Origin of the sequence: Dyadobacter luteus (assembly GCF_003383615.1) — a bacterium.
Lineage (GTDB): Bacteria > Bacteroidota > Bacteroidia > Cytophagales > Spirosomataceae > Dyadobacter > Dyadobacter luteus.
In genome coordinates this window covers 55,409-77,723 of sequence record NZ_QNUL01000011.1, presented here as the reverse complement: position 1 = coordinate 77,723, position 22,315 = coordinate 55,409, and the positions used below count along the sequence as shown (strand labels likewise).

Annotated in this window: 22 protein-coding genes; 12 read left to right on the top strand and 10 right to left on the bottom strand. The window is 42.3% G+C overall.

Features of this window, described 5'->3' with window-relative positions; genetic code table 11:
• The first annotated feature begins 274 nt into the window (after positions 1-274).
• Both DSL64_RS14830 and DSL64_RS14825 read left to right on the top strand, forming a co-directional pair.
• The gene (locus DSL64_RS14830) at positions 275-496 is read left to right on the top strand and encodes a DUF2795 domain-containing protein (RefSeq protein ID WP_013927448.1); all 222 of its coding nucleotides are present in this window, start codon (positions 275-277) and stop codon (positions 494-496) included.
• Between the two features lie 181 nt (positions 497-677).
• Positions 678-1,331 (top strand): AlbA family DNA-binding domain-containing protein, encoded by a 654-nt coding sequence (locus DSL64_RS14825; RefSeq protein ID WP_115831698.1) that lies wholly within the window; start codon positions 678-680, stop codon positions 1,329-1,331.
• Positions 1,332-1,337: 6 nt separating this feature from the next.
• On the opposite strand, the gene crcB is transcribed toward DSL64_RS14825, so the two are convergent.
• From crcB to DSL64_RS14810, 3 genes are all read right to left on the bottom strand, one after another.
• The gene (gene crcB, locus DSL64_RS14820; RefSeq protein WP_115831697.1) at positions 1,338-1,706 is read right to left on the bottom strand and encodes a fluoride efflux transporter CrcB; all 369 of its coding nucleotides are present in this window, start codon (positions 1,704-1,706) and stop codon (positions 1,338-1,340) included.
• A 5-nt stretch (positions 1,707-1,711) separates the two neighbouring features.
• Positions 1,712-2,071: a DUF3127 domain-containing protein gene (locus tag DSL64_RS14815; RefSeq protein WP_115831696.1), complete on the bottom strand. Its 360-nt coding sequence runs from the start codon at positions 2,069-2,071 to the stop codon at positions 1,712-1,714.
• A 77-nt stretch (positions 2,072-2,148) separates the two neighbouring features.
• Entirely contained in the window at positions 2,149-3,288 is a 1,140-nt protein-coding gene (locus DSL64_RS14810; RefSeq protein WP_115831695.1) for a cystathionine gamma-synthase, read from the bottom strand.
• 66 nt (positions 3,289-3,354) lie between these two features.
• Here DSL64_RS14810 and DSL64_RS28965 point away from each other — a divergent pair, with 66 nt between their 5' ends.
• From DSL64_RS28965 to DSL64_RS14785, 6 genes are all read left to right on the top strand, one after another.
• Positions 3,355-3,528, top strand: coding sequence for a hypothetical protein (locus tag DSL64_RS28965; protein WP_158547927.1), 174 nt, complete (start codon positions 3,355-3,357; stop codon positions 3,526-3,528).
• Positions 3,470-4,102, top strand: a complete 633-nt coding sequence (locus tag DSL64_RS14805; protein ID WP_115831794.1) for a TVP38/TMEM64 family protein — start codon at positions 3,470-3,472, stop codon at positions 4,100-4,102. The genes DSL64_RS28965 and DSL64_RS14805 overlap by 59 nt, the downstream gene beginning before the upstream one ends.
• 145 nt (positions 4,103-4,247) lie before the next feature.
• Positions 4,248-5,831 (top strand): sodium:solute symporter family protein, encoded by a 1,584-nt coding sequence (locus DSL64_RS14800; protein WP_115831694.1) that lies wholly within the window; start codon positions 4,248-4,250, stop codon positions 5,829-5,831.
• Positions 5,832-5,938: 107 nt separating this feature from the next.
• On the top strand, positions 5,939-6,907 hold the full coding sequence (locus tag DSL64_RS14795; protein WP_115831693.1) for a dihydrodipicolinate synthase family protein: 969 nt from the start codon (positions 5,939-5,941) through the stop codon (positions 6,905-6,907).
• A gap of 10 nt (positions 6,908-6,917) precedes the next feature.
• On the top strand, positions 6,918-8,909 hold the full coding sequence (locus DSL64_RS14790; RefSeq protein ID WP_115831692.1) for an SUMF1/EgtB/PvdO family nonheme iron enzyme: 1,992 nt from the start codon (positions 6,918-6,920) through the stop codon (positions 8,907-8,909).
• A 28-nt stretch (positions 8,910-8,937) separates the two neighbouring features.
• Positions 8,938-9,261 (top strand): RNA polymerase sigma factor, encoded by a 324-nt coding sequence (locus DSL64_RS14785; RefSeq protein WP_115831691.1) that lies wholly within the window; start codon positions 8,938-8,940, stop codon positions 9,259-9,261.
• 141 nt (positions 9,262-9,402) lie between these two features.
• Here the strand turns inward: DSL64_RS14785 and DSL64_RS14780 are convergent, their stop codons facing one another.
• On the bottom strand, positions 9,403-10,140 hold the full coding sequence (locus DSL64_RS14780) for a DUF6733 family protein (RefSeq protein ID WP_115831690.1): 738 nt from the start codon (positions 10,138-10,140) through the stop codon (positions 9,403-9,405).
• A gap of 1,243 nt (positions 10,141-11,383) precedes the next feature.
• On the opposite strand from DSL64_RS14780, the gene DSL64_RS14775 reads away from it, so the two are divergent.
• Complete coding sequence (locus DSL64_RS14775; protein WP_115831689.1) at positions 11,384-12,259, top strand: AraC family transcriptional regulator; 876 nt, start codon at positions 11,384-11,386, stop codon at positions 12,257-12,259.
• On the opposite strand, the gene DSL64_RS14770 is transcribed toward DSL64_RS14775, so the two are convergent.
• From DSL64_RS14770 to DSL64_RS14755, 4 genes are all read right to left on the bottom strand, one after another.
• Entirely contained in the window at positions 12,256-12,690 is a 435-nt protein-coding gene (locus DSL64_RS14770; protein WP_115831688.1) for a DoxX family protein, read from the bottom strand. The two genes, DSL64_RS14775 and DSL64_RS14770, sit on opposite strands and share 4 nt — an antisense overlap.
• A 73-nt stretch (positions 12,691-12,763) precedes the next feature.
• Positions 12,764-13,570, bottom strand: a complete 807-nt coding sequence (locus DSL64_RS14765) for an alpha/beta fold hydrolase (protein ID WP_115831687.1) — start codon at positions 13,568-13,570, stop codon at positions 12,764-12,766.
• Positions 13,571-13,624: 54 nt separating this feature from the next.
• A protein-coding gene (gene prfB / locus DSL64_RS14760) for a peptide chain release factor 2 (RefSeq protein ID WP_115831686.1) occupies positions 13,625-14,699 on the bottom strand; the annotation gives its coding sequence in 2 pieces (ribosomal slippage) (positions 13,625-14,638 and positions 14,640-14,699; 1,074 coding nt in all).
• 175 nt (positions 14,700-14,874) lie between these two features.
• On the bottom strand, positions 14,875-15,243 hold the full coding sequence (locus tag DSL64_RS14755; RefSeq protein WP_115831685.1) for a four helix bundle protein: 369 nt from the start codon (positions 15,241-15,243) through the stop codon (positions 14,875-14,877).
• Between the two features lie 300 nt (positions 15,244-15,543).
• Here DSL64_RS14755 and lpdA point away from each other — a divergent pair, with 300 nt between their 5' ends.
• Together lpdA and DSL64_RS14745 are read left to right on the top strand one after the other, a co-directional pair.
• The gene (gene lpdA, locus DSL64_RS14750; protein ID WP_115831684.1) at positions 15,544-16,941 is read left to right on the top strand and encodes a dihydrolipoyl dehydrogenase; all 1,398 of its coding nucleotides are present in this window, start codon (positions 15,544-15,546) and stop codon (positions 16,939-16,941) included.
• 407 nt (positions 16,942-17,348) lie between these two features.
• A complete protein-coding gene (locus tag DSL64_RS14745) occupies positions 17,349-19,118 on the top strand; it encodes a response regulator (RefSeq protein ID WP_115831683.1) in 1,770 nt (589 codons plus the stop codon).
• A 13-nt stretch (positions 19,119-19,131) separates the two neighbouring features.
• Here DSL64_RS14745 and DSL64_RS14740 read toward each other — a convergent pair whose 3' ends face one another.
• On the bottom strand, positions 19,132-20,127 hold the full coding sequence (locus DSL64_RS14740; RefSeq protein ID WP_115831682.1) for a polysaccharide deacetylase family protein: 996 nt from the start codon (positions 20,125-20,127) through the stop codon (positions 19,132-19,134).
• A gap of 146 nt (positions 20,128-20,273) precedes the next feature.
• Between DSL64_RS14740 and DSL64_RS14735 the strand changes: the two genes are divergently transcribed.
• On the top strand, positions 20,274-21,296 hold the full coding sequence (locus tag DSL64_RS14735) for a DUF6268 family outer membrane beta-barrel protein (protein WP_229217096.1): 1,023 nt from the start codon (positions 20,274-20,276) through the stop codon (positions 21,294-21,296).
• On the opposite strand, the gene DSL64_RS14730 is transcribed toward DSL64_RS14735, so the two are convergent.
• Positions 21,297-22,274, bottom strand: a complete 978-nt coding sequence (locus DSL64_RS14730) for a bifunctional heptose 7-phosphate kinase/heptose 1-phosphate adenyltransferase (protein WP_115831680.1) — start codon at positions 22,272-22,274, stop codon at positions 21,297-21,299.
• Positions 22,275-22,315: the final 41 nt, after the last annotated feature.

Sequence of the window (22,315 nt, the reverse complement as noted above, 5' to 3'; positions counted from 1 at the left end):
TCAATTTGGGAGGTGTTGTGCAGGAGGCGGGAACAGGTACTCCGAACTTGGTATAGCAATGCCCTTCAAGGCATTCGGATATCAGTAACAGGCAGGATTTTAATCTGAATCTTATAATTTTAAATAACTTATAATCAGTCAGTTAAAATATTTTTCAAAATATTTTTTGACTAAAAACAATTATTTTTCTTTTTTTTCGCTTAAAGCTATTAAAAGATGCAGAATTTTTTACTTTTGCAAAAATTGTTAGAAACTATTAATAGGCGAAAATACTATGTACTGGACACTCGAACTTGCGTCATATCTTGAAGATGCTCCCTGGCCAGCTACCAAAGACGAGCTAATTGACTTTGCAATCAGAACAGGCGCTCCGTTAGAGGTTGTTGAAAACCTGCAGGAACTTGAAGATGACGGACAACCTTACGAAAGCATTGAGGAAATTTGGCCGGACTATCCGACGAAAGATGATTTCTTCTTTAATGAAGACGAATATTAAATGAGAAGACGGCACAATCCATGCCGTCTTTTTTATTGCTTTGAATTTCTACACAAAAACTACCGGCAGGCTTTTTTTATACCAATCAAAAACGTAAATTGTTAATCTAAACATAGCAACAGACAGAAAGAATACTCTACAATAATTTGTCATAATCCGGGATATTCAATCCATTCTGCTAATGGAACTTCGATTGCTGAAAGAACTGGTAAAGAAAGGTGAGGGTGAGCATGTGGAATTTAAACTGAAATCCAATCACCCGGAAAAGATTGTTCGTGAAATGGTTGCTTTTGCCAATACGGGCGGCGGTAAGCTGTTTGTAGGAGTGGGTGACGACAAAACGATCAAAGGTCTTAAGGACGCAGAGGAAGATGAATACACGCTTACCAAAGCGATCAACAAGTATATCTTCCCGAAAATAAATTACAAAACTGAAAAAATCCCCATTTCATCAGACCGAGAGGTACTGTTGATAACAATTCCGCGTAGTGTGGATAAGCCTCATTATGTGGTGGATGAATCAGGAGCCCGCCAGGCGTATATCCGGGTGGAGGATAAATCTATTCAGGCTAGTCGCGAAATGAAGGAAATTATGCGACGCGGACGTGGAGACAGGGATATCAGATTTCAGTATGGAGAGAAAGAGGAAAAGCTGATGAAGTTACTGGATGAAAAAGAGTCTGTAACGGTGGATCTTTTTGCAGCGTTTGCCGGAATTCCTCGTAAAATAGCCTCGAATACGCTGGTGGTGATGGTGCTCGCCCGTATATTGGAAGTTCACCCGCACGAAATGATCGATAAGTTCACCATGTCGATGGCGTATCAGTCCAATTAGGTTTTTTTATTTCATCAGCCATAATCCTGTGAGTGTGGCTACCGCACAAAGTGCCATATTCAGTAGGACGTTGGTAAGCGCATCAGTAAATCTGTTGTTAGAAATAAGCTGAATGGTTTCGAACGTAAAGGAAGAGAAGGTACTGAAGCCGCCACAAAATCCAACTGCGACAAAAGCACGGTAATTATTCATTGTTTCTTCCGGCTTTTGTAACGACCATCCTGCGAAAACGCCGATAACAAAGCAGGCTACTATATTGGCCGTCAGTGTACCAAAAGGGAATACTGACGACCATTTTGTAAATAATTTCCCAGCTCCGAATCTGGCCAGGCTACCCAGGCCACCTCCTACAAAAACAAGAATGAGCTGGTTCATATAAATCAGAATGGCAGATCGTCCGATTCGTCTTCTGTGAAAGTTGTTACAGGAGGGAAAGGGTTGCCCGCTTGTGCCGCTGGCGCGCTGCCGCCATTGCTTCCTGCCTTGTCCACTTTCCATGCTTTTACTTCTGTGTACCAGCGAGAGTTGTATTCACGGCTTTCTACATCGATAGAAGCGGTAACTGAATCATTTACTTTTAATCCAGCCTGATCAATTTTGTCTCCCCAAAGAGCTATACAAACTTTTTTAGGGTATTGCGACGGGATTTCAAGGATGAATTCCTGCTTGCGCCATGTTCCGTTTTTGCCCTGACCCGATACCTCCGGAAGTAATGCAATGACAGTTCCTGTTAATTCCATATCTATGATTGATTTTTTTGAATGCTTAAAATGTGGTGTCAAAAGTAAGCTTTTTGCCCTTCGATTGCAAAGATGCATTAGTCAATTGCCTGTTCCAGATCGGCAATCAGATCTTCAACATCTTCAATACCAACACTCAAACGGATCAGTGTATCTTTTAGTCCTACTTTCTCACGTTCTTCTTTAGGTATACTCGCATGTGTCATACTCGCAGGGTGCGTACACAGCGATTCCACACCGCCGAGGGATTCCCCGAGTGAGAATAATTGCAATCGTTCCATGGTTCTGACGGCTTGTTCATACACATCGCCCTTTAACTCAAAGGAAAGCATTCCGCCGAAATCTTTCATTTGTTTTTGCGCCAGTTCATGACCTGTATGTGACAGCAATCCGGGATAATAGACCTTACCAACTTTTGGATGATTTTCCAGCCACTGGGCAACTTTCATCGCATTTTCACAATGTCTCTGCATTCGGATATGCAACGTTTTTATTCCCCGCAATACCAAAAAACAATCCTGTGGACCAGGAACTGCGCCACTGGCGTTTTGTATAAAAGCAAGCTGCCTGGCAAGTTCGTCATTGCTGGTGATCAGCGCGCCCATTACGGTATCTGAATGTCCGCCCAGGTATTTGGTAACAGAGTGCATGACGATATCCGCACCCAGATCCAGCGGGTTCTGCAAATACGGAGAGGCGAAGGTATTGTCAACTGCCGTAAGGATTTTCTTTTCTTTACATAAATTGCATACAGCCTCAATATCAATTAGTTTTAATAATGGATTAGTGGGTGTTTCGATCCAAACCAGCTTAGTCTTATTTGTTATGGCACTTTCGATATTGGAAATGTCACTCATATCTACAAAATGAAACACCAATCCGAATGCCTCGAAAATTTTCTTCATGATCCGGTACGATCCGCCATAAATATCATTGGTGGCAATAATCTCGTCTCCGGGACGGAATAGTTTCAGCACGGCGTCCGTAGCAGCAAGTCCGGAGGCGAAACAAATTCCATGGGTACCATTCTCCAATGCGGCCAATGCATTTTGCAAGGCAGTTCGCGTAGGGTTGTGTGTGCGGGAATATTCATACCCTTTGTGTTTACCCGGACTTTCTTGCACGTAAGTGGAAGTCTGGTAAATAGGCGTCATTATTGCACCGGTAGTAGGATCAGGCTCAACGCCTGCATGTATGGCTATGGTAGCGAAATTCATGTTTTTGAGCTTATAGCCGTTAGCGTACAGCTTTTGGCCTTAGGTTATTTTAACAAAGATAAAATTATGAAAAACCTTTTGGCTGTAAGCGGCGTTGAAAGGAAAGAAAGTATTTATTACAATGCAGTCAGAAAAAGCATCGGGCGGGAAGTTTTCGCTACCAGTAATTATAAGCGTATTAATGACTATTGTGCCATTGGTTACGACATCGCTGGCAACGGCATGGGCAATAAGTCATGAAACCATGCTGAGAGGATGGTCGATGGAAATATGGATCGGTGTAACCTTGCTGCTTACCATCGCCTCTGCCGTGGCACTAACGCCACCGACGTTTCTGGCATTGGTATATGGTTACTTTCTGGGCTGGATCGCGATTCCATTGTTATTCGCGCTGAACCTCGGCGCAATCGCCATCGTTTTCGTGCTTTCCCGTTTCCTACAGCCCGAGTCTGTAAGAAATTATCTCGTACGTATTTATCCTCAGGCCGGGCGATTGCTCAACCGGTTTCACCAGAATGAATTGCGTTTGATTTTCTTCGCAAAATTGTCTCCTATATTGCCTTTTGCAGTAGCCAATCTGTTTTTCTCGCTGGCCGGCGCTCGTTTCAGACAAATTATTGCCGGAGGTACCCTGGGTATGATTCCGAGAACGATACTCGCCGTGTGGGCCGGTAAGGAAGCGCAGGATATTGCCTACTTACTGGAACATCCGAATGAAGGCTTGGCTACCAAAGTTGTGATTCTGGTATTGATCATAGTGTCCACGCTGGGAATGGGGTATTTCTTCAAAGACCGGACAACGGTTTCGGAGTAACTCTCGTACATGTCAAATAAAGGGTTGGTAAGTTGCCCGAAGCATTGTATGATAATATTCTACAATAATTCGCTACGAAACCACATAAAAGCATCAGCTTTATCCTGTTTATTTGCAATTAAGTTATACTTATTAAAAAAGTAGAATGAAATCCTTACCTATTATTGATCTCGCTATTGTAATTGCCTATCTGGTGGCGATGGTCGCTGTTGGTGTTTTCTTTTCAAGAAAAAATACCACCGCTGATCAGTTTACCAAAGCATCCGGCAAAATTCCCGGCTGGGCGATAGGGATTTCTATCTACGCTACGTTCCTGAGCAGTAATACTTTTCTGGGAGTGCCTGGTAAGGCCTATGGAAGCAATTGGAATTCCTTCGTATTCAGTTTATCGATGCCGCTTGCAGCCTGGATTGCTACTAAATACTTTATCCCTTTTTATCGAAGTACCGGAGAAGTATCGGCTTATACACATCTTGAACACCGTTTTGGGGCATGGGCAAGAACCTATGCGGTGATCTGTTTTCTGCTCACACAACTGGCAAGGATGGGATCCATTTTTTTCGGAATTGCATTGAGTTTACAGGCTTTGACAGGCTATCCGATGTCTACAATTATGGTTGTAGTAGGTGTTTGTATCGTGCTGTATACCGTGATGGGAGGTATGGAGGCTGTAATCTGGACGGAGGTGGTACAGGGTGTTATCAAGACCGTAGGCGCTGTAGTGATTCTTTATCTTGTGATCAGCGGCATGGACGGTGGCGTATCAAAAATTGTGGATATTGGCAATGCAGATAATAAATTCAGTTTAGGAACATTTTCACCTGATTTTATACAATCGTCTTTTTGGGTAGTACTTCTGTATGGTTTCTTCATGAACCTGAACAACTTCGGGATGGATCAGAATTATGTACAGCGTTACCATACTACCTCCTCAGTGAAGGAAGCCGCAAGTTCAATCTGGCTATGCGTATACCTGTATTTGCCAGTTTCATTACTGTTTTTTGTGCTCGGATCTTGTTTATATGCCTATTACCAAAGTAGCCCTGAGCTGCTGAATGCGGTACGGTTACAGGCAGCAGCTGAGCGTTTGCCGCAGGGAACTGCCGCGGCGATTCAGCAATTGGCGAATACACTTACTCCCGCAGAATACGGTGACAAAGTGATGCCGCATTTCATGGTAACCAAGGTTCCGGTAGGATTGCTGGGGTTGATCGTAGCAGCCATTATGTCGGCAGCTATGAGTACGATTAGTTCAGGAATGAATGCGTCGGCAACTGTTTTCTCTGTGGATATTTACCAACGTTATATTAAGCCTGATCTTACCGCAAACCAATCCATGAGGCTGCTATACATTGCCACTACGGGATTTGGTTTGCTGGGGATGGTTACCGGGATAGCTATGATCGGTGTGAAAAGTGTGCTGGATATCTGGTGGCTGTTGTCCGGAATTTTTGCCGGAGGTATGCTGGGACTGTTTTTATTGGGAATGATATCAAAGACGACAAAAAATACGGAAGCCTTTACCGCCACAATAATCGGAATCATCGTGATTGTCTGGATGACATTCTCGCCAAAATTATCTGACGAATACGCGTATTTACGTAACCCTCTTCATCAAAATATGATCATGGTTGTTGGCACGCTGACAATATTTTTAGTTGGCATGCTGCTTACCAGATTGAAAGGAAAAAAAGGTGTTACGCCTGAAGTAATGATGGATACGCACTGAAAACGTGTATAACCATAATAGACTTTTGTGGGATTGCCGAGAATGATTTCTTAGAGTGATCTCTGAGCGAATTGCGATCTATTCAAGAATACCAACCAATAAAGTGTATGACTGCTATTCCTAAACCTTCCTCATTACCACAGGGCTTCATCCCTGTGATGCTTACCCCATTTTTTGAAAACGGCGACGTTGACTATGATGGGCTGAAAACATTAACAGATTTCTATATTGAAGCAGGTGCTGCCGGGCTTTTCGCCAATTGTCTTTCAAGCGAAATGTTTGAACTGAGTGAAGACGAGCGTATCGCTGTTACGCAAACTGTTGTGGATCAGGTTGCTGGCCGTGTGCCGGTGGTGGCAACAGGCACATTTGGCGGACCTATTGCTGAACAAGCTGATTTTGTTAAACGTATATATCAAACCGGCATTCAGGCAGTGATTGTTATTTCGGGACTTGTAGCTGCTGAAGACGAATCAGATCAGGTATTTTTAGAAAGGGCACAGGAGTTGATCGCATTGACGGAAGCTATTCCACTCGGGTTTTATGAATGTCCTGTGCCATATAAGAGATTGATAAACAGTGATATATTGGCTCAATTGCTAAAGAGCGGAAGAATTGTTTATCATAAAGACACTTGTCTGGATGACGTTGAAGTAGCGCGTCGTCTTGAAGTAGCAAAAGGGTATGAATTTGGATTGTACGACGCCTACATGGTGAATGCTGTTTCATCTTTGAGAGCCGGCGCAGCGGGCCTTTCCTGTATACAGGGGAATATTTATCCGGAACTGGTTGTGTGGATATGTAAACATTTTAACGATCCAGAAAAGCAGGGAGAGGTGCAAAAAGTACAGCAGTTTTTTGTGGACACGATGGATATTGTTCACGCTGCTTATCCAATTATTGCAAAATACAGCCTTCAGAAAAGGGGCTTCCCGATTTCTCTCTTTACGCGAAGAGACGTGGGTATTTTAACTTCAGATCTGACCGTTCGTATGGATACGCTGCTCGGTCAGGTTGAGCAATTGCAGGAAGAACTGGGGATTGCTGGTATATTTGACAAATATCTGATTAAATAATACATCGTTTATGAAGCGGATTCTCGCTATTGCCTTACTGTTATCAGCAGCAAATGATTCTTTTGGTCAAAAAAATTCTGCCGGAATTGATATGGTGGCTATCCCCGCGGGGAAGTTCTATATGGGAGCAGAAGGAGAGGGAGAAACTGCTGATGAAAGTCCTGTTCACAGGGTTTCAGTAAAGAGCTTTAAAATTGCGAAAACCGAAGTTACCAATGCACAATATGAAGCCTTTGACCCGGATCACAGGAAGTTCAGAGGTAAAGATGGATTCTCGAAAGAGGATGACGAAGCTGTTATTTTTGTGAGTTATCAGGATGCAAAGGCATTTTGTGAATGGCTGAGTAAGAAGGAAGGTAAAAAATACCGTTTGCCCACCGAGGCAGAATGGGAATACGTCTGTAGGGCAGGTACCGTTACCGATTTTTCAACGGGTAGATTTTTGTCAAAAGCACATCTGAAGAGCCAGAAAACAGACCGGAATCCTGAAGTTGTATCTCTTAAAGTTGCTCAGGCAGAGTCGAATGCATTCGGGGTTTATGATATGCATGGAAATGTGGAAGAATGGTGTTCTGATTGGTACGGACCCTACGCGGCTGGTGAGCAGAGTGATCCCGTTGGTCGGATTTCAGGTTTGTTCAGAGTAACGAGAGGAGGAAGCCACGGAACGCCGGTTGCCTATCTTCGCTCTTCCAACAGAATGGCGATGATTCCTGAGGATAAACATTTTCAGCTTGGATTCAGAATTGTAGAGGGTGATGTTCCAATCACGAAGCCTCTTCCGGCCATAGCGCCAACGGCTATTTTTCAGAATGTATCGCAAAAGAAATTTGAATGGAAAAAGGTTTCAGAGTCAAAACCCGTTTTCATAGAGCCTGTACGTTATGTGCATAAGCCTGAATGCCCTGATGAAGTGCCGTTTTTTCATCACAACCATTGTCCGGCCATTACATGGTGTCCTAATGGCGATTTGCTGGCGATCTGGTTTTCAACCAATCAGGAATCAGGACGGGAAATGACCATATTAGGCAGCAGGTTACGTGCCGGGCAAAGCCAGTGGGATAAGCCGTCGGAATTTTTCAAAGTACCGGATCGGAATATGACGGGCTCGTCGATTTTCCATGATGGAAAAGGAACGCTCTATTATATGAATGGTGTGGAAACTGACGGCGACTGGAAAAATCTGGCGATGGTGCTTCGGACAAGTACAGATAATGGAGCAAGCTGGTCGGCACCAGCTATGGCAGATCCGGAACATCAGGTTCGGAATCAGGTAATAGGTGGCATGTTCGAAACGAAAGAAGGATGGCTGGTGCAGGCTGGAGATGCCGATCCGGGACCGGTGGGAGGTACAGCAATCCACATTAGCAAAGATGGTGGTAAAACCTGGGAGAATCCCTATACAAATCCTGAGGTACCTGAGTTTAAAGCAGGTGGTACAGGCGGACTTATTGCTGGTATCCATGCCGGAGTGGTGCAGCTGAAAGACGGTAGTTTGATGGCTTTGGGGCGTAATAATAACATTGCGAATGCAGAAGGTGTGATGCGTATGCCCATGAGTATCTCCAAAGATATGGGTAAGTCATGGACTTATTCCGCGTCTGAGTTTCCACCCGTGGCAGGAGGGCAGCGGTTGGTTTTTCTGCGTTTAAAAGAAGGACCTTTGTTGCTGATTTCTTTCACTCATCACCCCGAAGAGCCGGATGAAAATAAAAAAGGAATGCTTTTCTCCGATGGAAAAGGAGGAACCTACAAAGGATTTGGGATGTATGCTGCCTTATCCTACGATGACGGGAAAACCTGGCCTGTTAAAAAGTTACTGACGGATGGTAAAGATCGCTATCTCAACGGAGGGGCCTGGACCGGTGCTTTTGAGATGGATCAGACTAAGGCTGAGCCAAGAGGATACCTTGCTATTACGCAGTCGCCAGATAACCTTATTCATCTTATCAGCAGCAGTATTCATTACAGATTTAATCTGAGTTGGCTATCCAGAAAATAGATTTCAGCATGTATTAACTTACTGTCCAATGATCTTCCCCACCGAACAAATTCTGAATCGCGTAACGAATGGCGATGAAAGTGCATTTGATCAGCTATGCAGGCACTTCAGCACTCCTGCATATCAATTTTGCATCAATCTGCTTAAAGATCATGATGATGCTGAAAGTGCAATCAAGCAGACTTTTGACAGGATATGGCAGGAAAGACAGCTGCTTTACACGCACTCTGATTTTAATTCTTATCTCTTCAATGTTCTGAAAACTGTAGTTTTTGAGAACCTGATTCTCTACAGTCAACAAACGGTTATGGGACAGTATATGGCCAGAATGGAAAACCTGTATAGAGGTTGATAGGAAAGTACTTTCAGGAAACTACATTTAAAGATAAAGAAAGAGCCCGCTTCGCCAATTCCGACAAATTGGGCCCGCGGGTACTTTAACTTAACTACTCAGAATATAATCGTTAAAATCTTTCGTCACTTTCTTCTTCAATCAGAAGTTGAAGAACAGATTCATTTTATAGAAATCTCCGTCAAAATTAGCTTTTGCATCGTTACCGGCAAGGTTACCGCCGAAAGAGAATCTTAAGCCTGCATTACCTTTTGTAAATTGAACGTAAGGTCCAACCCATGTATAATACTGGGATGTGCTTGTAGGCTGGCCTTCACCGCCAGAACGGAAAAGATTTTCAAAATGTGCTCCGGCAGACAGGTATGGCTTGATTTTTCCACCGAAGTTGAACCAGTAATGTACATAGTTTGCCGTTATCGGGCTCTCTTTTCTAAGTGCTCCGTAGTATCCGAAATACAGCTGTCCTTCTGTTTTAGAGCTGTTGTGATTCACTGTCAAATTGGGCACGATTCCATCTCCGATGGCATATTTTCCGGTAGTGTAGGAGGACAGCAAATTACCCATGGTAAATCCGACCTGAGGATTAATGGTAATGGTTTTTCCTGCCTGAAAACTGTATCCTACACCGAACTCAGTCCAGTTTCCCCATGCTGCAGCAGTACCAGCACCCCACTGTATACCGTAAAAGGTAAATGCAGAAGTGCTGCTCGTAGCGATAGACCCATTAAGTTGTGGATTAAATCCGAAGAAAGCATCGTGATTGAGAGAGAGCCCAATGGATACTTTGTCGTAAGCGCCCTCTGTTGAATCCTGAGCCTGAGCCGGTGCCAGGAATAAACTGGCTGCAATAGCGGAAAGGGAAAATAATAGTTTACGCATGATGTTAGTAATATTAAAAGGAGTGAAAATTTTTGGAGTAGTACAGCTCGTGTAAGCTAACGGATCTGATAAACGTAAGGCAATAAGGAGCCTTCCCAAATGCGAGTTGCCAGTTCGTAATGGTTCGTTTTACTAAGTATGAGTCGAAATTGTAATATTTAAGGGCTTTGAATGTTGGTTAGGTTTAAAAATGCTTTCGTTTGGGCATACCACTTCCATGCTGCATACAGTGGAAGCCACCCGTGTATACGCTCTGTAATGTTGTTTCTGCCAGGGATAAAGACCCGGATCTTTAGAGCCTTTTTATAAAGTAGGAAGCATCTAAGGATTGATATTTATAATCTGTGATTTATTGTGCTTATTTCAGATTTTCAATTTGTTGGTATTGTTCTTTTTTTGCTGTGCCAAATAATATTTTACATATTGTTGGTTATGCAGTAGATGATAAATGTGTTGGGCAAATATATTTATATTCTCATAACGCAAAACATTATATCGGATAAAATTTCAGCAAAAATAAATAAAAACTGCTTTTGTAATCTTATTCTAATGATGTAATAGGGCTGATATAGTTGATTTAATTTTATGTTAATTATTATAAATTTTTCTTTATGAATTTGTAATTGAATTTCAATTTACCAACAGACTTTTGACTCAATATGAATGTATTGAATAATTTTATCAACTATTTGTATACCATTTAGTTAAACTTTTATTCTATTAATTTATTCATTTTTCTAATATTTATTAAAAAACTAATTACCGATAATTATATGTATATCAAATACTTATAAAGTAAATAATGTTACTCATTAATTTTTTGTTTATTTAATATTGTTGATTGTTATAGTCATGAATGAAAATTTTAATTTTTCTATTCGCCGTATATTTAGCTTGTAATTTCAGTTTGTATATTCCTCTTGAAAATATGAGATTCAGTATCTGGATGTATTATTTGTCTGATATTATGGTGATCGGTAGTGTTGCAATAACTCATTGAGCTCAATTTGTTTTCCCATGATTTTAGAATTTGTACTTTATTTATAATTCGGCATTATTACTCTTGTGAGTATAATTCTGTAAAGACAGGTTGGAGCGATACGTGCGTACTGGCTTTGGTTTCCGAACATGGGCGAAAGAGATTTTAATTGCCCTGCCTGTGTAGGTCGCTTTGGAAATAATTCAGTATATACAGGGAAAATTGACTTATAAGGACGATGTATATACCTGATGTACTGTTATTATGAAGCCGCACTTTCATCGCGTTCCGCTTAAATCTCAAAACTCTTTCAGTGTTCGCCACGAGCAGGCCGCAGGTTTCGGCACGGTTTGGCATTACCACCCGGAACTTGAGTTGCATTATCTCATCAAAGGAAGGGGTGTGAGACTTATAGGTGATAACATCGGCAATTTCTCGGATGGCGAGCTCATATTATTGGGCGAAAATCTCCCGCACGTATGGAGGATAGAGGAGGGATCCGGCTCAGGAGTGGAGGTCATTGTGATTCATTTTTTGCCCGATTGTTTTGGCAGTGACTTTCTCAGCCTGCCTGAGACTTATTTGTTACCGAAATTATTCGAAAGGGCAAAAAGGGGCTTAATTATAGAAGAGGGTGCTGCAAAAGAAAAAATTGTGAAGCTGATGCAGCAGGCTGCAAATGCTACAAATATGGAAAAGCTTATCCTCCTGTTGTCAATATTAAGCGCACTCGCAGAAACTGCAGACAAGACGGATATAACGTCGGGACATGCATTTTATAAGTCCAATGATATGGAGACGCTGCGCCTGAACAGAATTTATGAATTTACACTTGCTAATTACAAAAATGATATCAGCCTGCAGCAAGTGGCTGCTATTGCCAACCTGGGGGTAACTTCATTTTGCAGGTATTTCAAACTGATGACCCGTAAGACATATAATGACTTTCTGGTTGAGATCCGCATTAGCCATGCCTGTCGTCTCCTGATTGAAGACAGGCTGGCCACGGAAGTGATCTGTTTTGAATGCGGGTTTAATAATGTATCCAATTTCTACCGCCATTTCAGGAAGGTAGCAGAAATGACTCCTTTGGAATACAAGAAAAAGTACCTCTATAAAACGGAAGTGCTGTCTGCCTAACGATCATGATTTTTCATCCATTCATCCATTGAAAATCTGCCGGAGCCAATTACTGAGAATAGGACTACAAGAAATAGCACAATTAAAGAAAGCCACAATTCAGAATTGAGGTAAGAGAAGCCAGTTCTCATGTTTACAAAAAATACAGCGGTGATGAGGATCGGAATCTGGATAAGCGCTGAAAGCCTGGTGAGGCAACCGAGTGCAATCAAAAATCCTCCGAAAATGTGTGCAAATGCTACGTAGTGAACTGCAGTCACAGTCCATAACCGAATGTCCAGCTCACTTACCAACTCAGAGAGTTTGGTGGTATCGCTGATAAAACTTACACCTTTAACAAAAAGGAGTACTCCTAAGCCAATACGAACAGCATCCAGCCAGGCCGGGTGATGCGTATCGCCCCAATGTTCGATTCGATTCATCATGTTCATAACTTTTGGAATGTTTTGGTTTTAAGAAAGTTAGTAACAATGATGGATTATATCAAGAGATAATTTTTCTTTTTTAAGGTTTGAAAAATACATTCGTAGCGATGAGGTAAGCTACTTTTTCCACGAGTTGTGTATGACCGCTTTGTAATATCATCGATTTATTTTCAGGGAGTAACTTTCTGAGTTTATCGACAGCAGAAGGTTTTAATAGTTTATCAAATTTTCCTGTAAAAAGTAGCAGATCAATATTTTGAGATTGCGTCAGCTTGTATAGCGACGAGATATTAAAGTGAAAATCGCGGAAGCTAACCCAGGAATTGTATATAGTACGCCGCTTTTCGGGTGTATTTAAAACCTGTTGTGTAAAACGGTAGAGGCTACTGTGGATAAGTCCTGTTTTTTGCAGGAAGTCAGCCGATTTAAAAAAGACAGATGGATTTTTCATCAGCCATCGAAACAGACTCCTTGCGGCTTTGGAGCGGGAAGCGATGGTATATAGAGGGTGTTCAGATACACCGTCCGGAGCTATGAGGAATGCTTTATTGATTTGTTGAGGAAATAATTCCAGTGTCGCCAAGGCAAATCTCCCACCCATGCTGAAACCGGCTATATCAAACTGTTTAATTTCATTTTCTTTAAGAAATGGAGCAATGGTGTCGTGCCAAGCTTTTTTGCTTATCAATTCATCCTTAGCCCAAAAGTCGGGAATATTACTACTACCATGAAAATAGAGGTCAAAAGCATAAATGGTATAATGGCCTCCAAGGTGATCTGCAAAGGGTTGAAAACATGAACTGCCTGTTTGTCCGATGCCGTGAAAGGCCAGTAGAATGTTTGGGCCAGTGCCTAGTTTGTGGTAGTGTAGATTGTTTCTGAGCATTCACGAAGTTAAAAAAAGAATCTCCGGGACAATTTGCCTGGAGATTCTTATATTTTACGACTCCATCAAGTAAGCCTTAATGAAATCATTGATCTCACCATTTAATACAGCTTCGGTATTTGAAGTCTGGTGATCGGTACGATGGTCTTTAACGCGACGATCGTCGAGTACATAACTGCGGATCTGGGATCCCCATTCGATTTTACGTTTGGAAGCTTCCACTTCTGCACGCGCTGAATTCCGTTTTTCTAATTCTATCTGGTACAAACGAGATTTCAAGAGACGTATGGCTACTTCTTTGTTCATCAACTGGGAACGCTCCTGTTGACAGGCGATAATGATTCCCGATGGTTTGTGATGCAGACGAACTGCAGTTTCCACCTTGTTCACATTTTGTCCACCTGCTCCACCGGAACGGTAGGTATCCCACGTAATATCCGCAAGATTGACATCAATTTCGATGTTGTCGTCAGCCAGTGGATACACATATACTGATGTAAATGAAGTATGGCGCCTTGCGTTGGAATCAAAAGGTGAAATACGAACAAGGCGGTGCACACCATTTTCCGATTTCAAGTTTCCATAGGCATATTCGCCATCAATCTCCAGTGTAACCGATTTGACTCCGGCCACGTCGCCATCCTGCAAATCTACCTCGCGTACTTTGTAGCCGTTTTTCTCCGCCCACATGATATACATCCGCATCAGCATGGAAGCCCAATCCTGCGATTCAGTTCCACCAGCACCGGAGTTGATCTCAATTACAGCCGGGAGTTCGTCACCTTCTTCGCCCATCATTTTCCGGAATTCTATTTCATCCAGCTTGTCAGAAAGCTTTTTGCCCTCTTCGTCCACTTCTTCTTCAGTGGCTTCGCTGGCATCATAAAATTCCCAGATCGTGTCCAGGTCGTCGCGGAGGCGCGCCAGTTCTTCATACCCATTGGTCCAAAATTTGAGCCCACGGATTTCTTTCATTGTTTTTTCAGCGCGGGTGGAGTCACTCCAGAATTCCGGTTGCACCGTTTGCTGTTCGAGGTCTTCTAGTTGTCTTTTACGGTTACCGTAGTCAAAGATACCTCCCCAAAGCCTCTACACGGGCCTTCAAGTCTTTCAATTGCTCTGCTGTCATTTGAAGTTTAAGTTAAAAATGAAATTTTTTGTCGGAAAATGGTCATTAATTGTCAAGAGTAGTCAGAAAGTTGTCATGGATAGTTATTGGTGGTCAGGAAGTGGTCATTTGTTGCAATCAAGGTACAAAGCTGACGGCTTCATGACTATAAATGGCAATTCTCGACAAAGCCTGACTATCCCTGACTTGAATTTGTCTTCCCAATCGTCTTAATATAGTTATTAAGCTTGACTGACAACGATTCGCAAAGTTGATTCAATTCTTCGAATTTTTCTATTGAAATCAGATTTCTGTTTTTTGCCTTTGTTAGCCATGTGCTGGTTTCTTTTAAAGAACCTCTGGAATAGAAACAAAAGTTCAGATTCTCTTTATAGTGATATCTCCCAAACCCTTCGGCAATATTGGCAGCAACAGAATCCGCAGCACGAACGAGTTGTTTACCAATAGTGTCTTTGATATAATAATTCCATGTTTCAGTCAGCTTCCATACTTCTTCCCCCAAAGTCATAGCCATTTGATAAATGTGTAGCTCTTCAAGTTTCATCAAACAATCAGGTTAAACGCGTTGACAGGTGTATCATCTTTGATGGACGGCTAATCTTCTCTAAGTAACATCCTTGTATGTGGCTTATTTCCCAGCTTAAACTGAAACTTCTTTCAACCACTGACTACAAGTTGACATCCAGAACAATATTCGACCGTTCTTGACAATACCTGACAAAAATGGCTACACCTGACCATACTTGACAATACCTGCCTATAATTGTCAATTGCCTGACTATAATTACTAACTTTGGGGCAAAATTTTTGTCAACCCATTTCTTACAAATAAAAATACCAGAAAATGGCTCAAACATATGACGTGATCGTTGTTGGAAGCGGTCCCGGTGGTTATCCCGCAGCAATCCGTGCCTCTCAATTAGGCCTTAAAGTTGCAATCGTTGAAAAAGAGAGTTTAGGTGGAATTTGCTTGAACTGGGGTTGCATCCCTACAAAAGCACTTCTTAAAAGTGCTCAGGTGTTTGAATACATCAAGCATGCCAAAGATTATGGTATTAATGCCGGAGAGTATTCTGCAGATTTCGGTGCGGTGATCAAACGTAGCCGTGGAGTTGCTGATACAATGAGCAAAGGAGTTTCCTTCCTGATGAAGAAAAATAAGATTGATGTCATCATGGGAACTGGTAAGGTAAAAGGCAGTAAAACCGTTGCTGTTACCGACAAAGACGGAAAAACTACTGATTACACTGCAGGGAAAGGTGTTATCATCGCTACTGGTGCTCGTGCGCGTGAGCTGCCGAATATCAAAATAGACGGAACAAAAGTTATTGAATATCGTAAGGCAATGAGCCTTGAAAAACAGCCTGAATCTCTTCTGGTTGTAGGTTCAGGAGCAATCGGAATGGAATTCGCTTATGTGTATGCATCAATGGGAACCAAAGTTACTGTTGTTGAATTCCTTCCAAACCTTGTGCCTGTTGAGGACGAGGATATTTCTAAGGAAATTGCCAAACAATACAAAAAACTGGGTATCGAAACGCTTGTCAATTCTTCAGTTCAGACTGTAGATACAAGCGGAAAAGGATGCAAAGTTTCTGTTAAAACTCCGGATGGCGAGAAAACTTTCGAAGTAGACGTAGTATTGTCTGCTGCCGGAATTGTTTCAAACATCGAAAACATCGGTCTGGAAGAAACAGGTATCAAAACAGATAAAGGTAAGATTTCAGTTAACGAATGGTACGAAACCAGCGTTCCTGGCTTCTATGCAGTCGGAGACTGTACGCCTGGTCCGGCTTTGGCACACGTGGCTACTGCGGAAGGTATTATCTGTGCTGAGAAAATCGCAGGTCACAAAACCGAAGCTTTGGATTACGGTAACATCCCGGGATGTACTTACTGCCAGCCAGAAATTGCTTCTGTTGGTCTTACTGAAAAGAAAGCACGTGAAGCAGGTTATGATATCAAAGTAGGTAAATTCCCTTTCAAAGCGTCTGGAAAGGCGGTTGGAGCAGGCGTTACTGACGGTTTCGTAAAAGTGATTTTTGATTCGAAATATGGTGAGTTCCTTGGAGCACACATGATCGGAGCTAACGTGACAGAAATGATCGCGGAAGTAGTTGTGGCACGTAAACTGGAAACAACTTCTCACGAAATCATGCGTGCGGTTCATCCTCACCCAACCATGTCTGAAGCATTGAAAGGTGCTGTTGAAGCAGCTTATGGTGAAGCGATAGATCTTTAAGTTATCGGCCGTCAACTATTGGCTTTCGGCTTTTTAAAATAATAAGGCCCTGATGACTTTGGTTGTCAGGGCTTTTGTTTGTATAGGTTTGCTTTGCCGGATTGACGAAGGCTGATTCAAATGATATTTAATAAAGAGCAATGTGGCCAATATCTTGCACAAGAAGATCGGGCGATCAGCAACGAATTTGGGACTCACAACAATGACTCGCATTCCAGTTGAGATCGAGGAAGGGATGAATTAACTCAATTGTCTAAATAGCTGAAATATCTTCTATGTTTTAATCGAAAACATTACTATTCTTTTGTGAGATGACTATTGGTGCTTCCTAAAGTTATACTACTTAAAAAACATCACTTTTTTAGTTGTATCTTCGGGCACTTAACGTTAAATAGTTAGATTCAGCATTGGATACGGTAGTATATTCAAGTCATTTTGAGGCTGTTTGGGAAAAAGAACATGAACGCAAATCGCAATGGGGGCATCGTGTTTTTTCAATTGCGCTTATTCTTGGCTACCCCGCCTTATCGGTACTGTACTACTTAAATAACCATCCTAATGTCATAGAACTTTTTCAACTTGTAGGATCTGCAAGTTTGTGTTTTTCTGTGATTCTGACCTGGCATTTTTTCTACGGATTATCAAGTCAGAAACTGGCATTCTATAATTACCTCATTCTCATTGTCTTTCATTCAGCAATTCTGGCTACAATACCTCATCAGGCTTATGAGAGAGCCTGTTTTAATATGACGATCTGCCTGATCTTCTATTGTCTGGTGATTCGCTGGCCGATTCGAAAAGCTATTCAATGTTCGGTTCTGGTATTAATCTTCTTTCCTGTAGCGCTATATCGGCTAAGCCCTCATGCTCTGGCTTTGTTTATGAGAGAAGGTGGTGTGTTTTTCTTTTTAGCGCAATGTGCCTTTCCTTTTATTGTGTGGCAGCGCTACAGCAATGAAAAGAGGGCCTTCTATTATCAGCATTCGTTGAGGGAGCAAAACGACCTGTTAGAGAAGCAGGTGGCAATTGCGGAGCAAGCTACCCGGGCGAAGACAGATTTTTTATCTATGATGAGTCACGAAATCAGGACGCCGTTAAACGGAATTGTAGGTGTGGTTCACCTGATGCTCAAAGAAAAACTTCAGTCAGATTTTCAGAAGGAGTTAATTCAAACATTACAGTTTTCTTCCAACCACCTTATGGCCGTTGTGAATGATATTCTGGACTTTAATAAGATTAACTCAAATCATGTAAAGCTGGATCACAAGCCGTTTGATCCGGTTCTTCTCCTGGAGAATCTGAAGAAAACTTTTCTGCCTAAATCCAGAGACAAGAATCTGGATCTTGTTTTTGAAGTCAGAAACAAACTTCCATACCGGCTTATCAGCGACGAAGGAAGGCTTCATCAGATTATCACAAATCTGATTCATAATGCGATTAAGTTTACTGAGTCGGGTGTAGTGGTTTTGTCGGTAAGAGAAATAAGCCGCAGTGAACAAATAATCCGGTTGCAATTTGAGGTAACTGACACTGGTATAGGAATTCCTTTTGATCAACAGTCTACTATATTCGATCTGTTTACCCAGGGAGGCAACCAGGGGACAAAAAAAAATGAAGGAACGGGTCTTGGACTTACGATTACAAAAGAATTGCTTCGTCTTTTTGGAAGTGAGATACGACTGAAAAGTATCCCGGAAAAGGGTACAGAATTCTCGTTTGATATTGATTTTGAATTTACAGATTTGGTGGAGGTAGAAGCTCCAATGTCTCTACCCGTGCAGCCTGGACAATATGCGGATGCAAAGGTGCTCGTAGTGGATGACAATACCACAAATATTTTATTGGCTACTACTTTTCTGAAGAAAAAAGACATTGTAGCAGACACTGCGGCGAATGGGAAGGAGGCATTTGAGAAGTTTCTGAGCAGACCTTATGATCTTATACTCATGGATCTCAGGATGCCTGTGATGAATGGCTTTGAAGCTACGAAGTTGATCAGGGAACATGGATCAGATATTCCGGTGATAGCAGTTACGGCTTCCTCTTTTGAAGATGAAAAAGAGCGGGCGATGAGTAACGGCTTTTCCGATTATCTGGTTAAGCCCTTTCTGCCCTCTGACTTTTATAATATGGTGTTTGCCCATTTAGATAAAAAGGCCAAATCTGTTGAGATTTAGCCTTTTTAACATGTTATTTCACCTTCTTTCTCCGTTCCATCGCTTCCCGCCAGGTTGTCAAAATAATACCCTCTTTTTCAATGTATTTTTTGAGTTCAGGATCAATCATAGCAAGGAAATCTCCTTCTCTGGTAACGTGAGAGTCTGAGATATGAGGAAAAATTTCGGAATGTATAGTACAATGCATAATTACCATAGTCAGTCCGGGTCTGATGTTTTTAATGGCATTGATATACTTTTCAGTTTTATACTTCTGAAGTGCTTTTTCCGACTTATCTCCGTTTTCGGGGCCCTTCCAGCCATAGCTGCTATTTTCGAGATCGTCCAGAACGGGCAATCCTGCATCCCAGAGTTGTTTGCCCACCATCCGCGTCATGGCAAGCTGGTCACTAATCACTTTTTCCTGTTGCTGCACTACGGTATTGTGCCCACCAGGAAACATTACCGGGATTTTCTCTTCCATACCTACTTTCAAATACCGTTGCAGGAATTCGGGGGTTGCAAACAAGGTTCCCATGTGCGAATCCAGGTGTGTTGGTTCCAGCCCCATGGTACGCGCGCGCTCCAGCTGGGCGCGAATCTCAGTCTCTACCTCATCCGGAGAGGCATTTTTAACCACTTCACCAACACTTCTCCACATCGCTCCCTGTGAGTCAACGAGTCCTTTTACTTTAGGCTTTCCTGCCAATGGCCCCCAGCGGTAATCCTGCCATTCAGAGGTGAGTGTAAGGTGCAGACCCGCGTCAATATCTTTGTTGTCTTTCCAATAATTCACGAATCCCGGTACCCATCCGCATGGCATCATCACGCTTAATGAGTTGGCAACACCTTCGCGAATTGCCTTAATCGCTCCCTGATTAGATTCATACGACATGCCTACGTCGTCCACATGTATAATGAGAACCTTTTTGCCTTTAGGATAGCCCAGTTTTTCTGCAAAGGTTTGTTCGTTTTGGGCTGAAGCTAAGAAGGGAGCAAAGAGAAGCAGAGCACTTATGATTCGTTTCATGGAGGTTTGATAAAGTGAAAATTGGTTTAGTGATAATACGATTCTTAGCCCATAATGTACTATTTCTTTATTCATCGGATGTGCTTTTTACGATGGAATCTTAGTGACGGGAGAATTTCTCTTTACGCATTATATACAATACGCTCATGCTTTGCTCGTTATTTGCGGAAATTGTACCCCGACAAATTCCTATGATCCGTTCCTGCTGCCTTTTGACAGGTTTTCTGCTGACTGTGCATACTGTCGCTAATGCGCAACACTTTTCACTAAGTCGTCTGTTTTATCCCAATATTACTCTAAAGGCAGATTACAATGTGCCATCAAGCCTGGATGGTACGAGGGATTACGGGTTGACCAGAAGTGGCTTTTATGGAGTAATTCCCATTCAGAGCGAAGTACAGCTAGGTTACAGTCTGAGAAAAAAGCTCGATTTGAGAGCGGTACATACTGTTATGCTTGCTCAATTTACCCAGATCCAACCTACTATAGATGGTGTTGATACTCCGGATAATGGGTATAAAACGCTTTCTGTAGGTGTGCTACGTATGCAAGCTAGTATTAAGGATCGTCTTTGGGTGTATGGTGGTGGACTGGGTGTAACGGAGAGTAACGAGACGTTCTTCTCTCCTCAGCCCTTTTTCTGGGGAGGTGCTGCCAGAATGCACATACTTGGATTGCGCACACAGATACTTTATGGATCAGCTATTACATATAACCAGAAATTACGTTTTGTGCCGGTTTTTGGTATCAACAAAGGATTGGGTCATTGGCGTGTATCTGCCATTCTTCCGTTTATGGTCAATGCCAACTACAAGGTAACGAAGTGGTTTAACATGGATATGATGGCTGGCCTGAATGGCTATAGCGGAGGTTTTCAGGTTTATACACCGGAAGAAAAAATACTACGGAGAGAAAATTATCGGCAAATCAAGACAGGAATTTCTGCGAATGCTCACCTGTTTTCCGCTATCAACGTCTCACTGGAGGCTGGTGTAACCACTTTTCGTCAACTTCGGACTTTCAATAGTGCGCGGCAGAATCTTACATCGGACACACCTGCAACAACCCCATATATAGGAGCTAGTGTCCGCTATATAACCGGCAGGTCTGGTTTTTCTTCCAAGTTTGTCCGTAAGCTGGGTTTGGGACAGACGGGCATCAACTGGTGATTAAGCCAGTTTTAATGTTTCTGATTTTAATAATTCTTTGTCAATAGGTACAACACCCACCAGTTCACATACGAGCCCACCTCCCAAATTAGAAATAGCAGCAACCGATTTGGATGGCAGACCTAGCGCTACGCAGCAAGCTGCAATACTGATAACCGTATCGCCTGCACCGGAAACGTCGGCAATGTGTCGGATATGTGCAGGTAAATGATGCATTTCATCCTGAAAGTCGATAAAAACACCTCGTTCTGAGAGTGTGATTAATGCACCTTTGGCATTGAGGGTTTCCTTCAATTGCTGAACCGTCGCCCTAAGTTCTTCCGGGTTATCAACATTAAAATCGATTTTTAATCCTTCGCGAAGTTCCTTCAGATTTGGCTTGAAAAGCGTTGTATTGTTATATGCCAGGAAGTTACGCTTTTTAGGATCCACAACCGTGGGAACGTTGTGCTCGTTGGCAAAATCTGTGATCTCCTTGATGGAATCCGCTGTCAGTACGCCTTTGTCATAATCTTCAAAAATAATCACCTGGCAGGAAGGTATCAGTTCTTTTACTTTTGCGATTAGCTGAGCAGTTTCTGTCGCATTTACAGGTTTATCCGTTTCGGTATCAATGCGTACAACCTGCTGAGATCCGGCAATAATCCTTTCTTTAATTGTAGTGATTCGGTTTTCGCTTCGGATGAGCCCTTCGCAATTTAGTCCTTTCTCTTTCAGACTGTTTTCAAGCAGGTCGCCGGACGTATCCGTTCCTATTACACTACATATAATGGCTTCAGCACCAAGCGCCTGAACATTCAATAACACATTACCTGCTCCACCCAGACGATATTCTCTTTTGTGAACATTCACTACAGGAACAGGAGCTTCAGGAGATATACGTTCTACCTTTCCCCAAACGTAGGAGTCAACCATTACATCGCCAATAACCAGTACGCGTAGTGTATTAAATGCTTCAAAAACCTGATGAATATTCATGAAATGTGGTAATCCGTTATTAGAAATATAAAGTGTGTTGC

Excerpts from the sequence above, each read along its gene's own strand:
- DSL64_RS14740 (WP_115831682.1), bottom strand. The coding sequence starts at position 20,127 with ATGAAACGAATCATAAGTGCTCTGCTTCTCTTTGCTCCCTTCTTAGCT.
- DSL64_RS14775 (WP_115831689.1), top strand. The coding sequence starts at position 11,384 with ATGAAGCCGCACTTTCATCGCGTTCCGCTTAAATCTCAAAACTCTTTC.
- DSL64_RS14800 (WP_115831694.1), top strand. The coding sequence starts at position 4,248 with ATGAAATCCTTACCTATTATTGATCTCGCTATTGTAATTGCCTATCTG.
- lpdA (WP_115831684.1), top strand. The coding sequence starts at position 15,544 with ATGGCTCAAACATATGACGTGATCGTTGTTGGAAGCGGTCCCGGTGGT.
- DSL64_RS14825 (WP_115831698.1), top strand. The coding sequence starts at position 678 with ATGGAACTTCGATTGCTGAAAGAACTGGTAAAGAAAGGTGAGGGTGAG.
- DSL64_RS14770 (WP_115831688.1), bottom strand. The coding sequence starts at position 12,690 with ATGAACATGATGAATCGAATCGAACATTGGGGCGATACGCATCACCCG.
- DSL64_RS14830 (WP_013927448.1), top strand. The coding sequence starts at position 275 with ATGTACTGGACACTCGAACTTGCGTCATATCTTGAAGATGCTCCCTGG.
- DSL64_RS14805 (WP_115831794.1), top strand. The coding sequence starts at position 3,470 with ATGACTATTGTGCCATTGGTTACGACATCGCTGGCAACGGCATGGGCA.
- DSL64_RS14785 (WP_115831691.1), top strand. The coding sequence starts at position 8,938 with ATGATCTTCCCCACCGAACAAATTCTGAATCGCGTAACGAATGGCGAT.
- DSL64_RS14815 (WP_115831696.1), bottom strand. The coding sequence starts at position 2,071 with ATGGAATTAACAGGAACTGTCATTGCATTACTTCCGGAGGTATCGGGT.
- DSL64_RS14735 (WP_229217096.1), top strand. The coding sequence starts at position 20,274 with ATGCTTTGCTCGTTATTTGCGGAAATTGTACCCCGACAAATTCCTATG.
- DSL64_RS14795 (WP_115831693.1), top strand. The coding sequence starts at position 5,939 with ATGACTGCTATTCCTAAACCTTCCTCATTACCACAGGGCTTCATCCCT.
- crcB (WP_115831697.1), bottom strand. The coding sequence starts at position 1,706 with ATGAACCAGCTCATTCTTGTTTTTGTAGGAGGTGGCCTGGGTAGCCTG.
- DSL64_RS14810 (WP_115831695.1), bottom strand. The coding sequence starts at position 3,288 with ATGAATTTCGCTACCATAGCCATACATGCAGGCGTTGAGCCTGATCCT.
- DSL64_RS28965 (WP_158547927.1), top strand. The coding sequence starts at position 3,355 with ATGAAAAACCTTTTGGCTGTAAGCGGCGTTGAAAGGAAAGAAAGTATT.
- DSL64_RS14765 (WP_115831687.1), bottom strand. The coding sequence starts at position 13,570 with ATGCTCAGAAACAATCTACACTACCACAAACTAGGCACTGGCCCAAAC.
- DSL64_RS14730 (WP_115831680.1), bottom strand. The coding sequence starts at position 22,274 with ATGAATATTCATCAGGTTTTTGAAGCATTTAATACACTACGCGTACTG.
- DSL64_RS14755 (WP_115831685.1), bottom strand. The coding sequence starts at position 15,243 with ATGAAACTTGAAGAGCTACACATTTATCAAATGGCTATGACTTTGGGG.
- DSL64_RS14790 (WP_115831692.1), top strand. The coding sequence starts at position 6,918 with ATGAAGCGGATTCTCGCTATTGCCTTACTGTTATCAGCAGCAAATGAT.
- DSL64_RS14780 (WP_115831690.1), bottom strand. The coding sequence starts at position 10,140 with ATGCGTAAACTATTATTTTCCCTTTCCGCTATTGCAGCCAGTTTATTC.